This window comes from Acinetobacter populi, assembly GCF_002174125.1.
GTDB classification, from domain to species: Bacteria; Pseudomonadota; Gammaproteobacteria; order Pseudomonadales; family Moraxellaceae; genus Acinetobacter; species Acinetobacter populi.
Genome location: NZ_NEXX01000001.1, coordinates 171,752 through 195,583, shown reverse-complemented (window position 1 = coordinate 195,583; position 23,832 = coordinate 171,752). Strand labels below are relative to the sequence as shown.

Annotated in this window: 19 protein-coding genes and 1 pseudogene; 15 read left to right on the top strand and 5 right to left on the bottom strand. The window is 40.1% G+C overall.

Annotated elements, in window-relative coordinates:
* Position 1 precedes the first annotated feature (1 nt).
* Both cas3f and cas1f read right to left on the bottom strand, forming a co-directional pair.
* Entirely contained in the window at positions 2 to 3,385 is a 3,384-nt protein-coding gene (gene cas3f / locus CAP51_RS00850) for a type I-F CRISPR-associated helicase Cas3f (protein WP_087618840.1), read from the bottom strand.
* Positions 3,382 to 4,347 carry a type I-F CRISPR-associated endonuclease Cas1f gene (cas1f, locus tag CAP51_RS00845; RefSeq protein ID WP_087618838.1) on the bottom strand — a complete coding sequence of 322 codons (966 nt, stop codon included), beginning with the start codon at positions 4,345 to 4,347 and terminating at the stop codon, positions 3,382 to 3,384. Before cas1f ends, cas3f begins: the two co-directional genes overlap by 4 nt.
* A gap of 235 nt (positions 4,348 to 4,582) precedes the next feature.
* On the opposite strand from cas1f, the gene CAP51_RS00840 reads away from it, so the two are divergent.
* A complete protein-coding gene (locus CAP51_RS00840) occupies positions 4,583 to 5,641 on the top strand; it encodes a 4-phosphoerythronate dehydrogenase (protein ID WP_087618836.1) in 1,059 nt (352 codons plus the stop codon).
* A 6-nt stretch (positions 5,642 to 5,647) separates the two neighbouring features.
* Complete coding sequence (gene epmA, locus CAP51_RS00835; protein ID WP_087619847.1) at positions 5,648 to 6,628, top strand: EF-P lysine aminoacylase EpmA; 981 nt, start codon at positions 5,648 to 5,650, stop codon at positions 6,626 to 6,628.
* A 106-nt stretch (positions 6,629 to 6,734) separates the two neighbouring features.
* Here the strand turns inward: epmA and CAP51_RS00830 are convergent, their stop codons facing one another.
* Positions 6,735 to 7,232, bottom strand: coding sequence for a hypothetical protein (locus CAP51_RS00830; protein ID WP_087618835.1), 498 nt, complete (start codon positions 7,230 to 7,232; stop codon positions 6,735 to 6,737).
* A gap of 133 nt (positions 7,233 to 7,365) precedes the next feature.
* On the opposite strand from CAP51_RS00830, the gene CAP51_RS00825 reads away from it, so the two are divergent.
* Positions 7,366 to 7,839, top strand: coding sequence for a hypothetical protein (locus tag CAP51_RS00825; RefSeq protein WP_087618833.1), 474 nt, complete (start codon positions 7,366 to 7,368; stop codon positions 7,837 to 7,839).
* 69 nt (positions 7,840 to 7,908) lie between these two features.
* Here CAP51_RS00825 and CAP51_RS00820 read toward each other — a convergent pair whose 3' ends face one another.
* Entirely contained in the window at positions 7,909 to 8,901 is a 993-nt protein-coding gene (locus tag CAP51_RS00820) for a Tim44 domain-containing protein (protein ID WP_087618831.1), read from the bottom strand.
* 227 nt (positions 8,902 to 9,128) lie between these two features.
* Positions 9,129 to 10,514, bottom strand: coding sequence for a DNA repair protein RadA (gene radA, locus CAP51_RS00815; RefSeq protein ID WP_087618829.1), 1,386 nt, complete (start codon positions 10,512 to 10,514; stop codon positions 9,129 to 9,131).
* A 316-nt stretch (positions 10,515 to 10,830) separates the two neighbouring features.
* Between radA and CAP51_RS00810 the strand changes: the two genes are divergently transcribed.
* From CAP51_RS00810 to gyrA, 12 genes and pseudogenes are all read left to right on the top strand, one after another.
* Positions 10,831 to 12,246 (top strand): amino acid permease, encoded by a 1,416-nt coding sequence (locus CAP51_RS00810; protein ID WP_087618827.1) that lies wholly within the window; start codon positions 10,831 to 10,833, stop codon positions 12,244 to 12,246.
* 142 nt (positions 12,247 to 12,388) lie between these two features.
* Positions 12,389 to 12,595 carry a hypothetical protein gene (locus CAP51_RS00805; protein WP_416255993.1) on the top strand — a complete coding sequence of 69 codons (207 nt, stop codon included), beginning with the start codon at positions 12,389 to 12,391 and terminating at the stop codon, positions 12,593 to 12,595.
* Positions 12,592 to 13,842: a diaminopimelate decarboxylase gene (lysA, locus tag CAP51_RS00800; protein WP_087618824.1), complete on the top strand. Its 1,251-nt coding sequence runs from the start codon at positions 12,592 to 12,594 to the stop codon at positions 13,840 to 13,842. Before CAP51_RS00805 ends, lysA begins: the two co-directional genes overlap by 4 nt.
* 6 nt (positions 13,843 to 13,848) lie before the next feature.
* A complete protein-coding gene (gene dapF / locus CAP51_RS00795) occupies positions 13,849 to 14,691 on the top strand; it encodes a diaminopimelate epimerase (RefSeq protein WP_087618822.1) in 843 nt (280 codons plus the stop codon).
* 132 nt (positions 14,692 to 14,823) lie between these two features.
* Positions 14,824 to 15,138, top strand: a complete 315-nt coding sequence (locus CAP51_RS00790) for a type II toxin-antitoxin system Phd/YefM family antitoxin (RefSeq protein WP_087618820.1) — start codon at positions 14,824 to 14,826, stop codon at positions 15,136 to 15,138.
* Positions 15,135 to 15,434, top strand: coding sequence for a type II toxin-antitoxin system RelE/ParE family toxin (locus tag CAP51_RS00785; RefSeq protein ID WP_087618818.1), 300 nt, complete (start codon positions 15,135 to 15,137; stop codon positions 15,432 to 15,434). Before CAP51_RS00790 ends, CAP51_RS00785 begins: the two co-directional genes overlap by 4 nt.
* Before the next feature lie 58 nt (positions 15,435 to 15,492).
* The gene (gene xerA, locus CAP51_RS00780) at positions 15,493 to 16,410 is read left to right on the top strand and encodes a site-specific tyrosine recombinase/integron integrase (RefSeq protein WP_087618816.1); all 918 of its coding nucleotides are present in this window, start codon (positions 15,493 to 15,495) and stop codon (positions 16,408 to 16,410) included.
* Between the two features lie 528 nt (positions 16,411 to 16,938).
* Positions 16,939 to 17,688, top strand: coding sequence for an electron transfer flavoprotein subunit beta/FixA family protein (locus tag CAP51_RS00775; protein ID WP_087618814.1), 750 nt, complete (start codon positions 16,939 to 16,941; stop codon positions 17,686 to 17,688).
* A 16-nt stretch (positions 17,689 to 17,704) separates the two neighbouring features.
* Entirely contained in the window at positions 17,705 to 18,640 is a 936-nt protein-coding gene (locus tag CAP51_RS00770; RefSeq protein ID WP_087618813.1) for an FAD-binding protein, read from the top strand.
* Between the two features lie 77 nt (positions 18,641 to 18,717).
* Entirely contained in the window at positions 18,718 to 19,548 is an 831-nt protein-coding gene (locus CAP51_RS00765; protein ID WP_087618812.1) for a helix-turn-helix domain-containing protein, read from the top strand.
* Positions 19,549 to 19,645: 97 nt separating this feature from the next.
* Complete coding sequence (locus CAP51_RS00760; protein ID WP_087619845.1) at positions 19,646 to 20,620, top strand: MBL fold metallo-hydrolase; 975 nt, start codon at positions 19,646 to 19,648, stop codon at positions 20,618 to 20,620.
* 379 nt (positions 20,621 to 20,999) lie between these two features.
* Positions 21,000 to 23,637: pseudogene (gyrA, locus tag CAP51_RS00755) on the top strand (DNA gyrase subunit A); the annotation flags it as partial.
* Positions 23,638 to 23,832 lie beyond the last annotated feature (195 nt).

Here is a 23,832-nt window from a genome sequence, read left to right as displayed (position 1 = left end):
ATTATTCTTTATCCAAAACTATTAGACCAAATTGATCCGAATATATTAAGTTTTTGCCCTCAAGATATTCTGGCAACATGATTTCCCCATATTGTTTTGATAATTTTTCAACCTCTTGATCAATATCATCTATATCAGGATTTCGTGCAATAGCTAAACGACATAGAATGTCGTAATAATTACGATTTAGCCAAAGTCGTTCAGTTTCCAACCTATTCAATTCAAAATTTTTAATGCTGTACCAACTTGTTCGATCAAGATACTCACCAAAATCATCTTTGATACACATCGTAAGCTTACGATTTTTAAAAACTCTAAAAAGTTGAATGTTAGGTGAGCTTTGCCGAAATGGATTAAAACGTTGTGACAAAGCTGTCAAATACCATGTTTCATTCAGCCAAGCACTAAGAAATTTAGCACCATGGTTATCATAAGAGGTTAATTGATAGGCAGTCACTGCATGTTCAAGGTCAGCCAATTTTTTCTTAAACTCTAAAGGTTGATTTGTTTGAATACGTGGAATTGCATTAATACCATTTCCAATATTTGTAATGTCTAAGAGTTGCTTTAAATCCTTTGTATCTAGTCTAAAACGGTTATTTTGTTCAAAACCTGGTTTTTCAAAGGCAACTTTAGCTTTGCGTAATGCCCTTATGTTATATTGCATTAGCGCAATATTCGGTTGTTTAATATTTTGTTCTAATTTACGATGGCGTAAAACTCGTCCAGAGAGTTGAATAATAGAACGATAAGAAGATGGTTCTATAATCGCCCAATCAAAATCATGATCTCGTCCGACTTCCTCCACAGGTGTTGCCACTAGAATAAAAATAATATTTTCACAATCTGTATGGTCTAAATGCTGACGAATTATTAGGTCAGAAAAAGCTTTTGCTTGCTCACCTTGCTTTTCTTTGCGTTTTAGGACGTCATCTAAATGATGCTCTTGTTCACTGCGTAGCAACAACACTTGTCGACTGTGATATGCCATGATACGAGGCGCGATATTGTCTGACCATTCAGCATTAAGTAAATATTGGGTGAGCGCGACGCAAGGTGGAATATTGGCAATACGAATTACGCCAAACGAAACTTTTTTACCTGTTTTTAGATCAATCGTATGATGTGCTTGATGTAGGGTTTCCGCTTCTCGTTTTATTCGTTCAAAATATTGATTTTGGATACTTTGATCCAATTTATCTTTGGTTTTTTCTATCACCAAATCCTCGCACTCTACGATATAGGCTTTATGCTTAACAATCTGTTTTTGTAGATAATCTGAACGTACTTGTACAAAGCTATAATGAAAATTTTGATATTGCTTAATAATTTGTTCATCACGAGATAAATGAACAGTCTGAACTTTTGTTTTAAACTCATCCACCCACATACTGATGACATCATTATTTTTAATTTTCTTAAATGCACAATACAGTTGCCATCCATGTTGATAAGCATTAAAAAAACCTTCTGCCAATGCGGGTGGAATAGTGGCTGACGAAATCATGACTTTTCGTCCCAACATGCCTGTTAAATGAATCAAACGAGCAATTGCAATTAAATCCTGACCATTAAAATCATCCACTTCATCAATAACCAAGTCAGAAGATGATAGGCGTAAACTTGGCAGAATATATTTTCCACCACGTTTGGTTTCTGTTGCTGTCATGATGTGATCAATGGTACAAGCTAAAACAGGTTTATATAAGAATGCTTTATTCTTTTCTGACTTGCTTTTCATTGAAGGGTTTGTCGGAAAAAGTGCATCCATAAACTCTGCTTGTGGCATGTCTTCATAGAGTAATTCATTGTCTAGTAATTCTTCTAATGATTCTGAGCCAAGTTCTTCGATATTATCGTCTTCATCTTCTTTATGGTTAGTTTTTTGATGATGTAATTCTTGTACGGCTTTAGAGCCAATCAAAACGGCTAGTTCATCCTTGGATAAACCAATATCATGAGTATATGAATCACCGGTTTGTAAGGTAAGTGTTCTTAAGCCAAGTGCAAGGATATATCGGAGGGAGTTTCCTCCTTCGGATAAGGCCTGCATAATCTTGGCATTGGCAATGGTTTTCCCTTTACCTGTACTTGCCATATTGACAATAAACCAACCTTGGTTTTTCGAATTTTCATTCTTAATATCGAATTGCTGAATTGCTTTGACGGCTTGATCTTGCCATTCAAATTCTTGAGGACTTTTTTTCTTCAACTTTTGTAAATCGTAAGCAGACTGCATTTCTTCGGCTAAGCGACTCAATGATTGTGACACTTTTAAAGCATTATCACTAACCCGAACGAGATGCTCATCCAGTTTTTGTTTCGGCTGTCTGGTTTTTGAATCTGTATTGGCAATTAATGTTAATGATGTTTTCCATTTTAAATCGGCATCACAAGAGGAATAATAATGGTCTCCTAACATTAAACATAAGCGTGCATGATGCAAAACGATTCGCCAACTACCATCTTGTAATGTTTGATAAGCATTATCTGTTTCTTGTAGTAAGCGATTTGCCCATTTCGTTGTTTGTTTTTTCCATTCGCTCGATTGACTTAGTAAACCTTGTTGAAACTCGAAACATTTTTTTAATCTTTTTTGATAATCTGTTTCATCTTGCTTATTTTGATAGCCCCATTGTGCAGAAATAATTTTTAGTAAACTTGATAGTTCAGATTTTTCTTCATCACTATAATGTTTCCTTTCATCTTCATTTTTTAAATCTGGTAGGCGATGATGTGAAACAATCAGCCATGCAACCAATTGAGCAATTGGTGGAAGTTGATCTAGGGCATGAGTTTGGTCTAATCCTTTTGTAATCGTCGCCTTTAAAGCATCTTCTTCCCAATTTTGTTGAATAAGTAAATTCAACCAAGTCTGGTCGTTTTTAGTATCACCCGAATGTTGAACTAAGGCATGCAGCAATAAACATGAAATCCATTCATGTCGTAGAGGATCTCCTTTTTTGGAGTTATCGTTTAATTTCTGCTGAAATAAAACACTGGCTTTGCCCCAGTCATGTAAAAGGGCAGACATAGCCACCAAAGCTTTAATCAAAGGCAAATAGTGCCAATCGTTTTCCCATTTATTTTGCGAAAGTTTTTTCTGAGTTGAGTTAACAGGCACAATCCCTTCACAATTAAATTTATTACGATTACCAACAATCCACATGAGTTCGCTGCGACGACGGCTACGTATCCAGTGACATGAAACAGCAGTATTTTTCGTAACAGTTTTACGTAACAACCGTTTTACTGCCAATAACCCATCTTCAGTGATCACCGTTTGCCAAGTGTTATCACCAATTCGATCTGCAAAAGCATCTAACACACGACGAGTACGGGGCAGGGCTTTTTTCTCGCATTGGGAGATGAACGTGACAATCATAATTCATCCCCTTGATTTGAGAAGTTTTTGCAAGCTTGCGCTTTTACCTGATCAAACATCCAATCCAAACATCGATGTTCAGTAAATTTTTGCAGCACTTGTTGGCGGAACTCTTGCTCGGACATGCCTTCTTTTGCACAGATAAATGCATAGGGTAGGATTACCGCGTCTTTGATTAGATCAGCAACATCAAACACCAATGCACCCCGTCGGGTTTTACCATGCATCACGGCAAAACCGTGAGGAATGCCTAACACCCAAAGCGTAGTTGCAGCTAAGCCGTATGCCAGATAATTACCATGATTGAGAAAATCATTGGCTAAATCACCTTGTTCAGGATTTCGTTCAAAACTCAATTTACAGCGTGTCGCTGCAATTTTATAAAGTTGCTTGGTGGTCTGCGCTTCAGCAAGGAGTAAATCACCAACTTTATTTTGCATTGGAATTTTCTTTTCAAAACCATTTAAGGCTTGTTGTATATCCTGATCCTCCAGATAAAAACCTTCATTTTTGAGGTCTTGATCTTTTGCCCACACTTTACGGATAAACTCAATTCGTGCCAGTTGAAATTGCTTGGCAACTTCCAGTCTTTTGCCATCGTCAAACCAGAACGATAGCCAGCCTTGTACATATTCGGTCGGGCGATATTCACTTTGCGGTGTTAACCATTCAACTTCTGCACCGTTAAATAATGGTGTCCCACCGCCACCACAAAATCCGACTAAAACGCCGGCACTACACAACATACGCATCGCAGCTTGCGTAATCGAGGTGCCTGTACCAAGTAAAATCACTGTGGTATTGGCAATCGGAATATTCCAGTATTGATTTTCATTTTTCGCTTCGGTTAAGTACAACACCCGACCATCTTTTTGCATGACCCGACAATGTTCAAGATAGTAAAGATTGGCACGTTTGGAATGTAATATTGCTTTTAGATCTGATGGATTAAGTTGTTCCATATTTTTTGCTCTACATTTTTTTATGATCTTAGACAATCGTGCATGATTTTTATAGATTGTGGCTTGATTTAAGCGACACAATCTGACACCTGAGTTTTAACACGCTATTTTTATAGGAACGGGTTGGTCTTAGCGCTACAATGTTTTGCCAAATACCATATCTCCCGTTAATCTAGGCATTTTAAATTCGGTTGTTGGCTTGAGTAACTGGTCAAAATCTTTTATAGGTAAGTTTATGAATATCGTTGCTGATGAAAATCTGGCATTTACAGATTATTTTTTTGCTGATTTTGGCACTATTCGGCAACATGCAGGGCGTACTTTACAGCAGCAGGATTTGGTGGATTGTGAGGCCTTGCTGGTACGTTCCGTGACGCAAGTAAATGCCACGCTGATTCATGATACACCGATTCAATTTGTAGGTAGTGCTACCATTGGCACCGATCATCTGGATATTGCAGAATTGGATCAGCGGCAGATTCACTGGGCCAATGCGCCAGGCTGTAACGCCCAAGCGGTTGCAGAATATGTGGTGACAGCTTTATTAACGCTTAAACCTGAATTGATTGAAGCAGGGCAGTCATTTTGTCTGGGTATTGTTGGTTTGGGTAATGTGGGAACACGTCTGGCAGCTTTGGCGCAACATATTGGCTGGCGTGTGATCGGTTCCGATCCATTTACGCAGCATCAGCAGATAGAACAAGTTGATTTTCAGACCTTATTACAAACCAGTCATGCCATTTCTATTCATGTGCCATTAACCAAGACCGGCGAACATGCCACACAACATTTATTTGATGCACAGACATTGCAACAATTACCCCCAGATACAATCTTAATCAATAGTGCCAGAGGACCTGTGATTGCCGAAGATGCCTTGATTGCAGATATAGAACAGACTGGGCGACAAGTGGTATTGGATGTGTTCGAACATGAGCCAGTGATTTCAGAAAAATTATTAAGTTTATTAAGTTTGGCAACGCCGCATATTGCCGGTTATAGCTTAGAGGGTAAGGCAAGAGGTACACAAATGATTTATCAAGCTTTTTGCCAGACCTTTGGCTTTGATGCGCATAAACGCTTTGAAAGCCAGTTAGAGGCTTGTCCACAGCTTTTTCAAGGTCGGGATTTTAAAAATATTTTAATGCAACATCTGCAATCCTTATACGATATTCGTCAGGATGATGCCAATGTTCGCGCCTGTTTAAATCATGGTTTTGTGGATCAAAAAGCCTTTGATCTTTTGCGCAAAACCTATCCTTTACGACGTGAATGGTCGGCTTTTGGGGCCTAATTGATGATGGATTTTAAGAATACTAGCCAACCGACTTGTGACCTAGAAGCACTAAAAACCCGTGCAAAAATGTATGCACGTATCCGCCAGTTTTTTGCCGAACGGGACGTGCTGGAAGTTGAAACACCAATTTTATCAGGTGCTGCTGTGACCGATGTTCATCTTGCTTCGGTTGCGGCACAGCGCCATGTTAACGGACAATTACAGACCCATTATTTACAGACCTCACCTGAATTTGCCATGAAACGGTTGTTGGCCAATGGTAGTGGAGCGATTTATCAGATTTGTAAAGTTTTTCGTGATGATGAACATGGTCGTAAGCATAATAGCGAATTTTCTATGTTGGAGTGGTATCGTCCGGATTTTTCCTTAAAAGATCTGATGTTTGAAACCACTGATCTATTAAACATATGCTTGCAGGATCGCTTTGATACGGTACGTCCAATGATTCTCAGTTATAAACATGCTTTTCAGGACAGGTTGGAGATTAATCCGTTACAAGCCAGTCTAAAAGATTTAAAAACATGTGCTGATCGGGTCGGTTTGAATATTGATTTGGGCGAAGATCGGCTGGCCTATATGGATTTGCTCTTTTCACATTTTGTGGAGCCAAGTCTCGGGTTTGATACACCCATATTTTTAACTGATTTTCCACCTGAAATGGCTTCCCTTGCCAAAGTCCAAATTGATGAGGATGGCGAAGCTGTTGCCGCACGTTTTGAAGTCTATATTGAAGGTCTTGAACTGGCCAATGCCTATGATGAACTGGTTGATGCCGAAGTGTTAAGACAACGCTTTATTGAAGATAATCAGGCACGTCAGCAACAGGGGATTGAACAGATGCCAATTGACGAACACTTACTGGCTGCTTTGCCGCATATGCCAGCCTGTTCCGGGATTGCATTGGGATTGGATCGTTTATTGATGATTGCCATGAATCGGTTAAAACTGGAACAGGTGATTGCTTTTCCAGCCGATCGTGCTTGATTGGTTAAGCCTAATTTTTGGATAGGATGTTTGCTAATTGTTTTAAAGTATTTGGGTATAACTCAATATACCCAAGATGACTTATATTGATCGTGCTTTGTTGATTTTAATGTGCCAACAAAGTATCAATCAACGCTTCAAAATGCAATTGGATATCTTCTGCCAATATCGTGTACGTATTATCAAACTGTACCATCGGATAGCCTTCTTTCCAGAATGGAAAAACATCATTTAGATCAGGTGTTACCACTGCATCTTCAAATACAATACTTTGTGTAATGAGTAGCAGCACTTGTGCAGTTTCTGCACCATCAATCTGTAAATAATCAATACCATGCTGTTTTAAAATACGAATACGGTCTTTTTTAAAGCGTACCTTTTTGGCTTGCCCCGGGTGAAGCTGAAACCGTAAGGTGATTGCCTGTGAAAGATAATCTTCAAAACTCTGATTAAGCTCAACTAAAGCATGTTTAAAACTCTCCTGACGCTGGGTTTTACCGCCACGTTGAATGACTTTATTGGATAATGTTGATAGTCTGACTTTCTTTAAATCATGTAATTTTTCTGATAATTCAGGTGATAGCGATCTGGAGTTGTTTGACATAAAAAATGATCCATAAGTAATTGCAAAATTATAAACTGTCCTGACCTTAAAATATATCGGATAAATGGTTGAAAAACTTGAATCGGGTTATTTATTATAAAGATGGGGATGAAAATCTATTTAGGACAAATAAATGAAAAAAACTTATCTTTCTTTATCATTGTTGGTATTTATTCCATGTTCTTTATATGCCAAAAATCCCCCACAATTTCAGGATTATCCTGCAAAAACGTTTGTTGGGAAAAATCAGCCATTAAAACTGAATGCACAAAGCAAAAAATATCGGACGTTATTCACACAAATGTCACAGCAAAAGCCAAACTTTGCAGGGCAGTATGTCATGGAAACAGTAGGTTGTGGTGGTGGATGTAGCTTTGCTTTAGCCTTTAATGCCAAAACGGGACAGAGCTTTATATTGCCGGATACTTTTGCCGATTGTTATAGCGTACAAAAAGGTTTTACCCAAAATGACATTTTTTATCAAAAAGATAGCCATCTAGTCATTGCAGTGGGTAGTCGTTATGGTGATCAGGAAAAGTGCGAAACCGTATATTACCTCGTTGAAAATGATCAGTTTAAACAAATAAAAATGATTGCTGCAAAATAATTTCTTTCCATGAAAGATGGATATAAAAATGGCAACTATTAAAGTTGCCATTTTTTGATTTCTCAGATATTAAACTTGTTGAATTCCTGCAACTAACCACTCAGTAGAGCTACCGACTGGTTTTACAAAATGCCAGATTTCGGTAAATGGTTGTGGTAAGGCATTTAAATCTTCACTTACTGTTCCAGTAAAACGCACACTAACCACGTATTGACCATTTTCAGTACTTTGATCAATCACGTTTGCAGTCAGATTACTAAATTCTGCAACATCGGTATTATTGGCAACATCCGAATAAATCGCCTGATACATGTCAGGAGTGAAATATTTACGAATTTCTTCGATATTGGTGGCATTGTTCATCGCTTGAATATGGTTAAAGCGTTGACGTGCGAAACGCAGGAAGGTTGCCGGTTCGCTACCATCAGGTAATTGGTTGCCGCTATTGGTTGTTGCACCACCAAAAGGCGCTTGTACTGGTGCTTGACCACCATTCACAGGTTGACCAAAGATATTGGTATTTCCTGCTGGAGGTGTTGTACCAAAAGGTGATGAGGTTTGATTACGTGTGCTTGCACCACTGTTATTGGGTGCATAGGGATTACCTGTACCTGCGAATTGTTTTTTCGCAGAAAATTTACGAAACAGGAAGAAAGCAGCGGCAGCAAGAATAATCAACCAGAACCAGCTAAAACCACTTTTTTTCTCTTGAGCAGCCTGTTCACCATTTTGCCAGTTAGCGGCTTGTTCATTCGGATTGGCTTTTTGGCCATCATCAGCCATTGCATTTGCAGCCACTGCACCTAATGCCGCACCAGCAACACCAGCCGCTACCATACCGCCAACATTTGAACCACTACGCTGCGGTTGTTGTTGTGCTGTAGCAGGTGCTTGATTACGATATTGAGTATTCTGGTTTTGGTTATAACTTTGGCTAGAGCTTGGAGCGCGGGACATCCCGACACTTTTACCACCGCCTGCACGTTTGGCTTCTGCAAGGGGCGCAGCCAATAAACTTGCCATCATTAATGCGACAACAGCACCGCGTGCTTTATTTTGCATTGTTTTAATATTCCTATGATCAATAAAACTTCTTACCCTCAATAATGCGGGTTTTATATCAAATTTCAAGGCTAAGTTTGTGATTTTTGTTAGAAAATTTAATAAATTGCTTGCATGATTCCTGTTAAAGGCATGATTTGCAAAATACTTTTTCACTTAATCAGCCGATCTATGGAATGTATAAAAAGTAGGGACAACGTTAAACTTAATGCTGCATGGCGCATAGTTTATTCATCACAGATATCCATAGCCGCTTGTAGTGCTTCATGCAGTCGTGCCACTGAAATGACGTTTAAGCCTTTGATTGGATTTTGTGGTGCATTGGCGCGCGGTAAAATAATGGTTTTAAAACCATGTTTATGTGCTTCTTTTAAGCGTTCCTGACCATTGGGAACAGGGCGGATTTCCCCGGAAAGTCCCACTTCACCAAAGACCGCAAGATGCTGCGGAAGTGCCTTGCCCCTTAAACTTGATGCACAGGCCAGTAATACTGCCAAGTCTGAGCCTGTTTCGGTAATTTTTAAACCACCAACGATATTGACATAGACATCTTGGCCTACGGTTTGTACACCACCGTGCCGATGCATGACTGCAAGCAACATGGATAAACGATTTTGCTCCAGTCCCAATGCAACCCGACGCGGTTGTCCATGTGCATCATCGACCAGTGCCTGAACTTCCACCAGTAAGGGACGCGTACCTTCACGGCTAATCATCACCACAGATCCGGGAATGGCTTCATCATAACGGCTTAAAAAAATGGCCGAAGGATTGGCGACTTCTTTTAGTCCCTTATCGGTCATTCCGAACACGCCAAGTTCATTCACTGCACCAAAGCGGTTTTTAACAGCGCGAATCATGCGGTAACGAGAGTCGGATTGTCCTTCGAAATAAAGTACACAATCCACCATATGTTCCAGTACACGAGGGCCGGCAAGCGCACCTTCTTTGGTGACATGACCGACGATAAACAGTGATGTGCCAGTGTGTTTGGCAAATCGGGTCAGGATGGCAGCAGATTCACGAATCTGGGAAACACCTCCGGGCGCAGACTGAATGGTTTCAGTATAGAGTGTTTGAATTGAGTCTAGCACAGCCATTTGTGGACGTTCGTGGGCCAGAACTTCGCAAATGCGTTCGACACAGGTTTCTGCCATGACTTTCAGGGCATTTAGAGGCAAGTCCAGACGTTTCGCCCGCATTGCCACCTGAGACAATGATTCTTCACCTGTAATATAGAGCGCAGGTTGTTGGCTTGCCATATAGGTTGCTGTCTGGAGCAGAATGGTAGATTTACCAATACCGGGATCACCACCAATTAACACCACTGATCCCATTACTAGCCCACCACCGAGTACCCGATCAAACTCACTAATACCAGTAGAGGTACGGGATTCACGGCTTAGCTGGATTTGATCCAGCGTGGTAATTTGACTGGTTTGACCAGCATAACCGCCGGTTTTAATCCCGGATTTTGCTCGGTGAGGGGTGACATTTTCTAAACGTGCTTCGACCAAACTGTTCCATTCTCCACAATCGGGACATTGTCCTACCCATTTGGGATGGTCTGTTCCACAATGTTCGCAACGATAAACAGTTTTGGCTTTACTCATAATGATGATCTTGGATTGGATGCTAAATATACTTTGATGAAAAACAATGTAGTGACTTGTTTTGTAAAAGTAAAGGCAGCGCATGCGCTTTATTTGGATTATTACGACAAACTATGTCGTATGGATATAAGGTTTGCTGCACGGATATAATGCAAATTACTCAAAATATTTTGGTGCAGGTAATTAGGAATGCCTGTAATTCGTGCAAAAGTATAAAAAGTATAAAAATAATCAAAAATAATTCAGTTAGTGCTTTTCTCTCTATATGAATTGGAATATTTTTAGCAGGAAGAAATATAGTAGGTGTATTAAAAAAATGTCATATCCACACGATTTACCGCAAGGGGATCCAGAAAGTCTGCAACGCAGCCTATCCAACCGCCATTTGCAATTGATTGCAATTGGTGGGGCAATTGGAACAGGTTTGTTTATGGGTTCCGGTAAAACCATTAGCCTAGCAGGTCCTTCGATTCTGTTTATCTATATGATTATCGGATTGATGGTGTTCTTGGTTATGCGAGCACTGGGTGAATTATTACTTTCGAACTTGCAATATAAATCCTTTATCGATTTCTCTACCGATTTGATTGGTCCATGGGCTGGTTATTTTGTCGGGTGGACCTATTGGCTATGTTGGATTACCATCGGGATTGCCGATTTATCTGCGATTATTTATTACTTGCAGTTTTTCAACGGAGGACAGGAGTTTAGTCCGACCGAAGGGGCATTGATCAGTATCGCAGCGATCTTGTTTATTATGGGGCTCAATCTGGTCACTGTACGGCTGTTTGGTGAAATGGAATTCTGGTTTGCCATGGTCAAGATTACAGCGATTATTGTATTGATTCTCGTGGGTTTTTGGATGATCTTCACTGGATTTACCACCGATGCAGGAACAGTCGCTCAATTTAGCAATTTATGGTCAAATGGCGGATTCTTTCCGACTGGTTTTGATGGGTTTTTAGCCGGATTCCAGATTGCGATTTTTGCGTTTGTGGGCGTTGAGCTGGTGGGAACCACCGCAGCAGAAACACATGATCCAGAGCGTAATCTACCTAAAGCTGTAAACTCTATTCCAATTCGTATCATTATTTTCTATGTATTGGCATTGTTTATCGTGATGTCAGTTACGCCATGGAATCAGATTGATCCTAAAGTCAGTCCATTTGTAAATCTATTTTCACAAGCAGGTATTGCCGCAGCTGCAATTATCATGAATCTAGTGGTATTGTCTTCGGTGATGTCTTCGATGAATAGTGGGGTTTTCTCTACCAGTCGTATGCTATTTGGTCTGGCAAAAGATCATCAGGCGCCTCAGGGCTTTGGTAAATTGTCTAAATCCGCAGTACCGGCAAATGCCTTGTATTTTTCAACTGTATGCTTACTGGCAGGTGCAGGATTACAGTACCTTGTGCCAAATACTGTTGAAGCATTTACGCTGGCAACCACTTTGTCCACGATTTTGTTTATCTGTGTCTGGATCATCATTATGTGGAGCTATATCAATTATAGAAAGCAACGTCCAGAGCTACATGCAGCATCAACTTTCAAACTTCCGGGTGGTGTATTTACCTGTTGGGTGGTGATCATTTTCTTTATTGGGACTGTGTATATCCTGTCACTTGAAGCCGATACTTTTAAAGCATTAAAAGTCAGTCCATTGTGGTTGGTGATTCTGGCAATTGGCTATTATGTTTTCTATAAGCCGAAATATCTTAAAGGAAGAAAATAGGTCGGTTAATCACGGTCAATACAAAACGTCAGTTGATACTGGCGTTTTTTTATACCTCAAGATGCTTTAAGCACATGAAATGCTTTGGTCACTTTATAAATCAAGCTATACTCAACAATAATCAATAATGAGCATTTTGATTATGCGTACTTTGTGTCTTATCGGTTTATGTCTTTCTTCTCTATGTGGCCTTGTTGCTTGTGGTCAATCTGGCGCATTGATGCTGCCTTCCGATCCAAATTATGACAAGCGCTCGGAATATTTGCTCTACAAAAAAGACAAACAGACCGTTCAGGAAACACAATCATCGTCACAGCCCTCAGATCAGGATTTAGGTAGTCAACAATGAGTTTTACACGTCAACAAGGCGTTTTACACGCTGAAAATTGTTCCCTTGAAGATTTAGCTCAGCAATTTTCTACACCTTTGTACGTGTATTCCAAAGCTGCTTTTTGCAAGCATTATCTGGATATGGATGAAGCTTTTGCATTTATTGATCATCAGATTTGTTTTGCTGTGAAATCCAATTCCAATATTGCTGTGCTGAATGTATTGGCAAAATTGGGAGCCGGTTTTGATATTGTGACCGGTGGCGAACTGGCACGTGTGCTTGCAGCAGGTGGTGATCCATCGAAAATTGTATTTTCCGGTTTGGGCAAATCTGAAGCCGATATCGCCAAAGCACTGATCGTTGGTATTGCATGTTTTAATGTGGAATCTCATGCAGAACTGGATCGTATTCAAAAAGTTGCAGCAGGTTTAAATAAAAAAGCACCGATTTCCTTGCGGGTTAATCCGGATGTCGATGCCAAAACCCATCCTTATATTTCAACAGGTTTAAAAGAAAATAAATTTGGTATTCCGAGTGACAGTGTATTCGATACCTATCAATATGCTGCGAGTTTGCCGAATTTGGACATCATTGGAATTGACTGTCATATCGGTTCCCAACTGACCGAAACCAAGCCATTTGTTGATGCGCTTGAACGGGTACAAGTGATGATTGAACAACTTAAACAGTTAGGGATCACCTTAAAACATATTGATATTGGCGGTGGTCTGGGTGTTACCTACAAAGATGAAACACCCCCAACTGTTGCAGAGTATGCAAATGCCATGCGTCCGCAACTGGAACAACTGGGTTTAAAAGTCTATATGGAGCCTGGTCGCAGTATCAGTGCCAATGCTGGGGTGTTATTGACCAAAGTGGATTTGCTCAAACCGACTTCGCATCGTAACTTTGCCATTGTTGATGCAGCAATGAATGATCTAATTCGTCCGTCTTTATATGAAGCCTGGATGGATATTGTTTCGGTTACGCCACGTAAAAATACCGAAGTCAAAACTTGGGATGTGGTCGGTGCCATTTGCGAAACCGGAGATTTCCTCGGTAAAGATCGTGATCTTGCGATCAAGGAAAATGACACCCTTGCAGTTCTTGGGGCTGGTGCATATGGTTTTGTGATGAGTTCAAATTATAATTCACGTGGCCGTGCGGCAGAAGTCATGGTCGATGGTGATCAGGCATATCTGATTCGCAAGCGTGAAACCATTGAATCGCTTTGGGCCAACGAACAGTTATTACCACAGGAGTAAATTGAGATGCTATTGGAATTTACCAAAATGCATGGTTTGGGCAATGACTTTGTGGTGATTGATCTAGTTCGTCAACGTGCTTATCTGGATAGTTTGACGATTCAGCGTATGGCAGATCGCCATTTCGGGATTGGTTTTGATCAACTATTGATTATTGAACCACCGGAAGATCCGACAGTTGATTTTAAGTACAGAATTTTTAATGCTGATGGTTCCGAAGTAGAACAATGTGGTAATGGCGTGCGTTGTTTTGCCCGTTTTGTCTACGAGCATCAATTGACTTATAAAACCAAAATCCGGGTGCAGACCAAATCGGGCATTGTGGAGCCTGAACTGGGTGCAAATGGCTGGGTGCGGGTCAATATGGGCGAACCAAAATTTTTACCCGAACAAATTCCTTTTGTTGCTGACGATGTCCAAGCGCTTTATCCGTTACAGTTAAAAGATTTAGAAATTAAAGTCGACGTAGTGAATATGGGCAATCCCCATGCCGTGATTTTGGTGGATGATGTACTTAAAGCCAATGTCGCAGCAATTGGACCACAAGTAGAATCCCATGTACGTTTTCCGGAACACGTTAATGCAGGATTTTTGCAGGTTATTTCACGCAATCAGGCACGTTTACGTGTTTATGAACGTGGAGTAGGTGAAACACTGGCATGTGGTACAGGGGCATGTGCTGCGGTTGTCAGCGGCATTCGTCGTGGTTTACTGGACAATAATGTCAATATTGAACTGGCAGGTGGTATGTTGAATATTGCATGGCAGGAAGGCGATGTGGTGTGGATGACTGGTCCGACAGCGAAAGTTTATGATGGACGCTTTGATTTAAGATATTTTCAAGGTTAATCATTGAAATCTTAAAACCTATCTACGCAATGTAAGATAGGTTTTTTTATGGAATTAAATTAAAAAGACTTGTGTATTGCATTGTAGTAGTTAAAATGATTAAAGTGACTACTTTTTTTAATAGGGTGTATTATGCAGGTTATCAGTGCAAAAGATGCAAAATTACGTTTTGGTGAATTATTGGATACCATGCAACGTGAACCTGTTTTAGTGACCAAAAATAATCGTCCAGTAGGTGTATTTGTTTCCTTAAAAGATGTACAAGGTACACACTTAGAGCAACTGTTTTACACTGGGGAAGACGATTATGCGGATTGGGAAAAAGCAAAAATTTTACAGGCAATCGCTACCATCGAAAAAGATGCCACGCAAGTAAAATCGATGCAAACAGTTCATTTGACCGCATTAGAAAAAGCACGTGAATTGGTTGCAAGTCGGCAAAAATGAATTATATCGTTCTATATTCACCAGAAGCCGAACAAGATTTAATTGAGATTCTGGCATATGGTATAGAAAGATGGGGTGAACAGTTAGCCGAAGAAATGTATGTAAAAATTACTGGGCAATTGGAAACTTTATATTTTTTCCCTTATCGTACCAAAGCTAGACGATTCAATACGCGTGAGAAATTGATTTTGGATACCCCTTATCGGGCAATTATTTTAATTGATGAAAATAAAAAACAGGTATTTATTTTACGCATACTCCATACATCTAAGCACATAGATGAAAGATACAAATGAAATAGTTTTACCGTGGGGATCTAGGTTTAGAATAAAGAAGGGTCACATAGGAACTTAAATGAATCAGACCATCAATCCAGTTTTACACAATGCTCTCCCAGACTGGCTCGATCAACTTGCCATACAACAACATTCACAACATACTATTGCAGCCTATCATCGAGATCTGGTGGCATTTTTAAGCTACTGTGAACAACAAAATTTACAACCACAGCAATTACAAATCAGTGATTTACGACAGTATATGGGCTATTGCATCGAACAGAAACAATGGTCGAACCAGAGTGTGCAACGGGCTCTATCTGCAATTCGTCAATTTATGCAGTGGTTACAGCAACACGGTACACAGGTTGATGCCAACTTTAAAGATTTTAATATTAAACGCCAACCTCGACCTTTACCGGGGATGTTATCGCCTGAAACACTCAATCAATTACTGGATCAGGCGGCACCACAATCGGAAAATGATCAATGGTTATGGGCACGGGATAAAGCCATGCTGGAACTCCTGTATTCCAGTGGATTACGTTTAAATGAACTGGTCAACCTAAAACTGTCAGATATCGACTGGTCACAACACTTGGTCAGAGTAAAAGGTAAGGGCAATAAAACACGGATTATTCCCTTTGGAGGAAAAGCAGAACAGGCTTTGCGTCACTGGTTAAGCTTGCGTATAGTAAAAACGCTGGATCACGATTTTATTTTTATTTCACGTTCCGGACAAAAGATTTCTGACCGACAAGTTCAGAATCGGATCAAACAACAGGCCAAACGGGCGGGATTAAGTGCCGATTTACATCCGCATTTATTACGACATTGTTTTGCCAGTCATTTATTATCGAATAGTGGCGAATTACGAACCGTACAGGAAATGCTGGGTCATAGTAATTTAACCACGACGCAAGTCTATACCCATCTGGATTTTGACCATTTAGCCAAAATTTACGATCAGGCTCATCCACGGGCGAAAAAATAACATTTTAAAAAAGCATCAGGTGACCGATTAGTCATTGCCATTGTAAGCGTTGAACTGCATTGCTGGATGTTGATGAGTCGGTTTCCCAGTATCTATTTTTAACTGGTTTGGATCGTTTGAAAGATAGTCGGTAGTTGTTTTGGATATTGTGATGTGAGCATTTATAAGAGCTATTTTTCTAAAAGTACATTTATATAAATATATTTGAAAATTAAATAGTTATTTTAAATTCTTTGTTATTTTGATCTTTAAAGATCGAGAAGGAAATGATACTTTTTAATGTGAAAAAGTTTGATAAGACTCATTCGATATTTTCATAAACTATACTGCTATAAAGTAATAAAATACATTGTTAAATCAGGTGGCTTGATCTTGATAAAGATTTTTATTTACGTCTTTTTACATCAAGTTCACGAATCTGACTTGACCGAAATGCCCAATGCAATGCAAGATAGTGCACTATAATTTTAAGCATAAGAGTTGTATAAACTCTTCCATATTCATTTGTAAAAACAGCCGAGGAATTACATGAAGGCTCTTGTCGCTGTAAAACGTGTGGTGGATGCCAACGTTAAAGTACGTGTGAAAGCGGATAATACTGGGGTTGATTTAACCAACGTTAAAATGTCAATTAACCCATTTTGTGAAATTGCTGTTGAAGAAGCTGTACGTTTAAAGGAAAAAGGCGTCGTTTCGGAAATCGTGGTTGTTTCTATTGGCCCTAAAGAAGCGCAGGAACAAATTCGTTCTGCGATGGCATTGGGTGCAGATCGTGGTATTTTAGTTGAAACCACAGATGAAATTGGTGCTTTGGAAGTTGCCAAAATTTTAAAAGGCATTGTAGAACAAGAAAAACCGGAACTTATCCTTCTTGGTAAACAAGCGATTGATGATGACTCTAATCAGGTCGGTCAAATGTTGGGTGCTTTACTGGGTGCAGGTCAAGGTACTTTTGCATCAGAAGTTAAAGTTGATGGTGGTAAAGTTCAAGTAACACGTGAAATTGACGGTGGTTTACAAACTGTAGAATTATCGCTTCCAGCGATTATCACTACGGATTTACGTTTAAATGAACCACGTTATGCTGCTTTGCCTAACATCATGAAAGCACGTAAAAAACCACTTGAAACAAAAACTCCGGCAGATTATGGCGTTGCGACAGGTACCAAGCTGAAAACTGTTAAAGTTGAAGCACCGGCGGAACGTAAAGCCGGTGTACAAGTGAAGTCTGTTGATGAATTAATCGACAAACTTAAAAACGAAGCGAAAGTCATCTAAGATAGGGATAATAATCATGAGTATTTTAGTTCTCGCTGAGCACGACAATAAAACATTAAATGGCGCAACTTTAAACGTTGTTGCGGCAGCTCAAAAAATCGGTGGTGATATTACTGTATTAGTGGCAGGTGAAGCTGCACAAGTAGTTGCAGAACAAGCTGCCAAAGTTGCTGGTGTAAGCAAAGTATTACTTGCTGACAATGCTGCATATGCACATCAATTGGCTGAAAATGTGGCTGGCTTAGTCGCTGATATTGCCAAAGGTGGTTATAAATATGTACTGGCTGCATCAACCACAACTGGCAAAAATATTTTGCCTCGTGTTGCTGCATTGCTTGATGTCAGTCAAATTACCGATATTATTGCTGTTGAAAATGCCAATACATTTAAACGTCCGATTTATGCAGGTAATGCGATTGCGACTGTTCAATCTGATGAAGCCATCATTATTGGTACAGTACGTACGACTGCATTTGATGCAGTTGCAGCAGAAGGTGGTTCTGCCACAATTGAAACTGTAAGCGAAGTCAAAGATGCGGGTATTTCTACCTTTATCAATGAAGAAATCGTGAAACTGGATCGTCCTGAACTGGCTGCTGCACGTATCGTTGTTTCTGGTGGTCGTGGTGTTGGTTCTGGTGAAAACTATCACAAAGTACTTGATCCATTGGCAGACAAACTGGGTGCTGCTCAAGGTGCATCACGTGCTGCGGTAGATGCTGGCTTTGTACCAAATGATTTTCAGGTGGGACAAACTGGTAAAATCGTTGCGCCTGATCTGTATGTTGCAGTGGGTATTTCCGGTGCAATTCAGCACTTGGCAGGTATGAAAGATTCCAAAGTGATCGTAGCGATCAACAAGGATGAAGAAGCACCGATTAATAGTGTTGCAGACTACTGGTTAGTTGGCGATTTAAATACTGTTGTACCAGAATTGGTATCTAAACTGTAATTTACGCTCCTACGCTGTAACACGTATTGAAGACGCTCTTTGGCTATCCAAAGAGCGTTTTTTATTGGAAATATTTTATGAATATGCAGCATGAAATCAGCGATTTATATTCGTCATTAGTGGCATTAGCCAAGGCAGATGTTGCACGGGATTACTTATGTATTCGTGCTAAAAATCAACATGGTCTGTCCAGCGTTAAGGTCAACCAACTGCATTTGGGCATCATTGTATCTGGTGAAAAGAAAGTCAATATGCAGAATCTAAAAATGTCATTGCTTGCTGGTGACATCTTGATTATGAAAGCTGATGCAATTATTGATGCAGTGAATATTCCAGATCAACATACAGGCGAATATCTTACAATACTTGTGCCTGTTTGCGAGGAAGTGATTCAGGCGACCCAGTTGATCTGGGCAAAACCGATTACAGATAAAAGTAATGACATTTTTAAATTTTCGATTCGGGATTTTGCTTTGGAACTGTCCACATGGCAGGCAGCATTATTTAATCATGATCTGGCGCAGGCAAGATTGTGCATTGTGGGTATTTTGCTTAAATTATGTCAGTCTGGACATGCAGATATTTTGGTGATTCCAGCTCCAAATCTTTCCAAAAAAATTTATCAATCGGTGATGAACGAACCGCAACGGGACTGGCAATCACGAGATATAGAAATGCAAATGGCTTTAAGTGGTGCAACCTTACGAAGAAAATTAAGTGCAGAAGGCACGACTCTAAGAGAAACTATTACCCATGCCAGATTGGCTTATGCATTAAGCCTTTTATATTCAAAGAACCTGCCTTTGAAAAGTATCGCAGCAAAATCTGGATATCACTCGGTTGCTGTGTTTAAACATCGGTTTTATCAGAGATACGGTTTTGATCCACAAGTTCTGTCCATGAATTAACTCAAACTTGAGCAGTTTGTACATTGAATTGAGCGATTTTATCTGCTCGAACTGATTACAGTGAATATACATCAGGCAATCAATGGGTAAAATCTACATGAATCGTTTTAAGTTTTTGGCATTGGCAGTTTTGCTCAGTGCAAATATTGCATCTGCTCAGCCCATTATACCAGCTCAACAAGTCAGAGCAGTTCAACAAGTCGATGGTTATTTTGTGCAAAATATTGGGAATTTGAAAGTCACTGCGTTATTTGATGGCGAATTTGGGTTGCCGCGTAGTGATTTGTTGCGTATTTCCAGTGAACAGGCTGATCAACTTTTTGCAGAAAATTTTGTTCCTATAGATGATCAAAATCAGATTGTGACGGATTTTTCAGCATTTCTTGTACAAACACCTACACAAAATATTTTAATAGATGCCGGTACAGCAAAATGTTTTGGTCCAACGCTCGGGCATGTGCTAGAGAATTTAAAGCATGCTGGCATACAACCAGAGCAAATTGATACAATTTTAATCACACATGCACATCCTGATCATCTTTGTGGCATTACTGTAGATGGAAAAATGGCTTATCCGAATGCCAAAGTTTATTTAGCTAAGCAAGATGCTGAATATTGGACATCAGCGCATAACGAAGCAGAAGCCAGCCATTTTTTTAAGCCATTATTTAAAATGACTCGAGATGCATTAAAACCTTACCAACAAGCGGGGCAGTTGGTGGTATTTACTAAAACTTCTTTTAATGTACCCAATGTTCAACTTTTGGCTACTCCGGGGCATACCGAAGGGCATTCATCTTATTTGGTTGATGGGAAAAATGGACAGAAGTTTCTAGGTCTAGGTGATATTGTGCATTATGCTGCGGTTCAATTTCCTTATCCTGATGCGATATATAAACCGGATACAGATTCTGATCGTGCAGTATTAGCACGTAAGAATATTTTTGAACAGGCATATCGGAAAAAATGGTGGATTGGTGCGGCACATATTGCTTTTCCGGGCATTGGGCATATTGGTGAAAATGTAATAGGCTACCGGTGGGTTCCTGCGCAATATCGGGTAATAAAGTAATCTTGTACATATGCTGCTATTGATAAAGATGAAAAATAGCCATGCAATGTCCATATTTGAACAGTAATTATTTTTCAATGAAAGCCAAACAATATGCGAAAAGAACAGTGTTTATACAGCGTGTATTTTAACCAAATCGTAAGGATTTTTCAGATAGATTTAGAAACTTAAAACTCTGTTTTTAACTTATTCATTTTAATTAATTTTTTACTATAAAAAAATACTATTTTTAGATGGTTAAACTCCCAGTTAATAGGTCCTTTATGCTATAATTCAGGGCTGTATTTTTATTTTTTGGTTCAGGTTTTTGAGCTAAATTTTTGCAGGATTGAAGACATAAAAACAGATAGAACACTCTATCTGTAAATAAGGAGTTTGCATGAGCGTATCGGAAATCCGACCGATTGCGATTGAAGATGAGTTAAAGAATTCTTATCTTGATTATGCAATGAGCGTCATTGTGTCACGTGCTTTACCTGATGTACGTGATGGCTTGAAACCAGTACACCGTCGTGTACTGTTTGCGATGCACGAATTGGGTAACGACTATAACAAAGCCTATAAAAAATCTGCACGTGTGGTAGGTGATGTCATCGGTAAATATCATCCGCATGGTGATAGCGCAGTCTATGAAACGATTGTTCGTATGGCACAGGATTTTAGTTTACGTTATTTACTGGTCGATGGTCAGGGTAATTTCGGTTCGGTCGATGGTGATAGTGCCGCAGCAATGCGTTATACCGAAATCCGGATGACCAAACTCACGCATGAACTACTTGCCGATTTGGAAAAGGATACGGTTGACTGGGTCGATAACTATGATGGCTCAGAACGTATTCCCGATGTATTGCCAACCCGTATTCCCAACCTGCTGATCAATGGTGCTGCAGGGATTGCTGTGGGGATGGCAACCAATATGGCACCTCACAACATCACAGAAGCGATTCATGCCTGCCTTGCCTATGTGGATAATCCCAATATTTCCATCGAAGGTCTGATGACGCATGTCACTGGGCCGGATTTCCCGACTGGCGGAATCATCTATGGTAAATCAGGGATTTATGATGCTTATCGTACCGGTAAAGGTCGTTTGCATATCCGTGGTAAATATCATATTGAAACCAATGAGAAAACTGATCGCAGCACCATTGTATTTACCGAGATTCCATATCAGGTCAACAAGGCCAAAGTCATTGAGCGTATTGCCGAACTGGTTAAAGAGAAAAAGCTGGAAGGCATCAGTGAAATACGTGATGAATCTGATAAGGAAGGTATGCGAATCGCCATTGATTTAAAACGTGGTGAAAATGCAGAAATCCTGGTTAATAATCTATTTTTAAATACACAATTACAAAATTCCTTCAGCATTAATATGGTTTGTCTGGACAATGGTCAACCCAAATTAATGAATTTGAAAGATATTGTTGCTGCATTTATCCGTCATCGTCAGGAAGTTGTGACTCGTCGTACCATGTTTGAGTTGCGTAAGGCACGTGAACGTGGACATATTCTGGAAGGTTTGACAGTTGCTTTAGCCAATATTGACGAGATCATTGAAACCATCAAAACCTCGGCCAATCCGGGTGAGGCACGTGAACGATTATTGGCAAGTCAGTGGCAGTCAGGTGGTGTCATTGCATTACTGGAAAAAGCTGGTTCGGTATCAGTTCGTCCAGATGAAATTGAAGGTGAAGATTCCGAGCATCCATTTGGTCTAAATGGTGAAAACTATCGTTTATCGCCGGCTCAGGTCAGTGCTATTCTGGAATTGCGTTTGCACCGTTTAACCGGTCTGGAACAGGATAAACTGCATGCCGAATACAGTGAGATTTTGGGGCAAATTGCCGAATTAACAGCGATTTTGAACGATTTTAATTTATTGATGAATGTTATTCGTGAAGAGCTTGCTGCGGTATTGCAACAGTATGGTGATGCACGTCGTACCGAAATTATTGAATCGGGTGTGGACTTCTGCCGTGAAGACTTGATTCCAGAGGAACAGGTGGTATTGACTGTTTCTCAAACGGGTTATGCCAAGACACAGCCACTTTCGGATTATGAAGCACAACGTCGTGGTGGTCGTGGTAAATCTGCAACCAGCATGAAAGACGATGATTACATTCAGCATTTACTGGTGACGTCCAATCATGCAACGGTATTGTTCTTTACTACGCGCGGTAAAGTGTACCGCTTGAGAACATTTGAAGTACCGATTGCTTCTCGTGGTGCCAAAGGTCGTCCGATGGTCAATTTATTGCCACTGGAAGCCAACGAAAGCATCACAGCAATTCTGCCGTTAAAAGAGTTTGCTGAAAATCAGTATATCTTTATGGCAACCGCATCAGGTACGGTAAAACGTGTTGACCTAGAGCAGTTTAGTAATATTCGTGCCAATGGCTTGCGTGCGATTGAATTGAGCGATGATGACACCTTGATTGGTGTTGCCATTACTGATGGTTTACAACAAATCATGTTGTTCAGTAATGAAGGTAAAGCGATTCGTTTTGCCGAAACTGATGTACGTTCAATGGGCCGTATTGCAAAAGGTGTCCGTGGTATGCGGGTTAACTTTGCAGGCAGTGCTCTGGTTGATGAAGATACCGAATTGAATGATGATCAGGACGATAATGATGATAGCGAGAGCAATTCTAGCAGTCGTATCGTTTCCTTGGTGGTTGTGCCTGAAACTGGTGAAGTTTTATGTGCCTGTGCCAATGGTTATGGTAAACGTACACCTGTAGGTGATTTCCCGACCAAAAAACGTGGTGGTAAAGGAGTGATTGCCATTAAGACCAGTGAACGTAATGGTGAACTGGTGGGTGCCGTCGCAATTGATGAACATAAGGAATTATTGTTGATTTCTGATGGTGGCACCATGGTGCGTACGCGTGCGGTAGAGATTGCCACAACGGGTCGTAATGCACAAGGTGTTCGTCTGATTCGTCTTGCAGAAGATGAGGTTCTGGTCGGTTTGGCGGCATTACAGGACTTGTCGATTGATGATGAGGAAGAAGAGCCGGTAAATGACGTTGCTGATGGACGAAGTGAAGATGTATTAGACAATGATCCGGAAGGATCAGATCCTCAGGCTTCAAACGAGGAAGATTAGTCTTATACAGGTTTAAGTAGGAATAAGGTGTCTTTGGATGCCTTATTTTTATCAGAATCGTTTCGTTGCAAAATATATAAAAAACCAGTCATTTCAAATGACT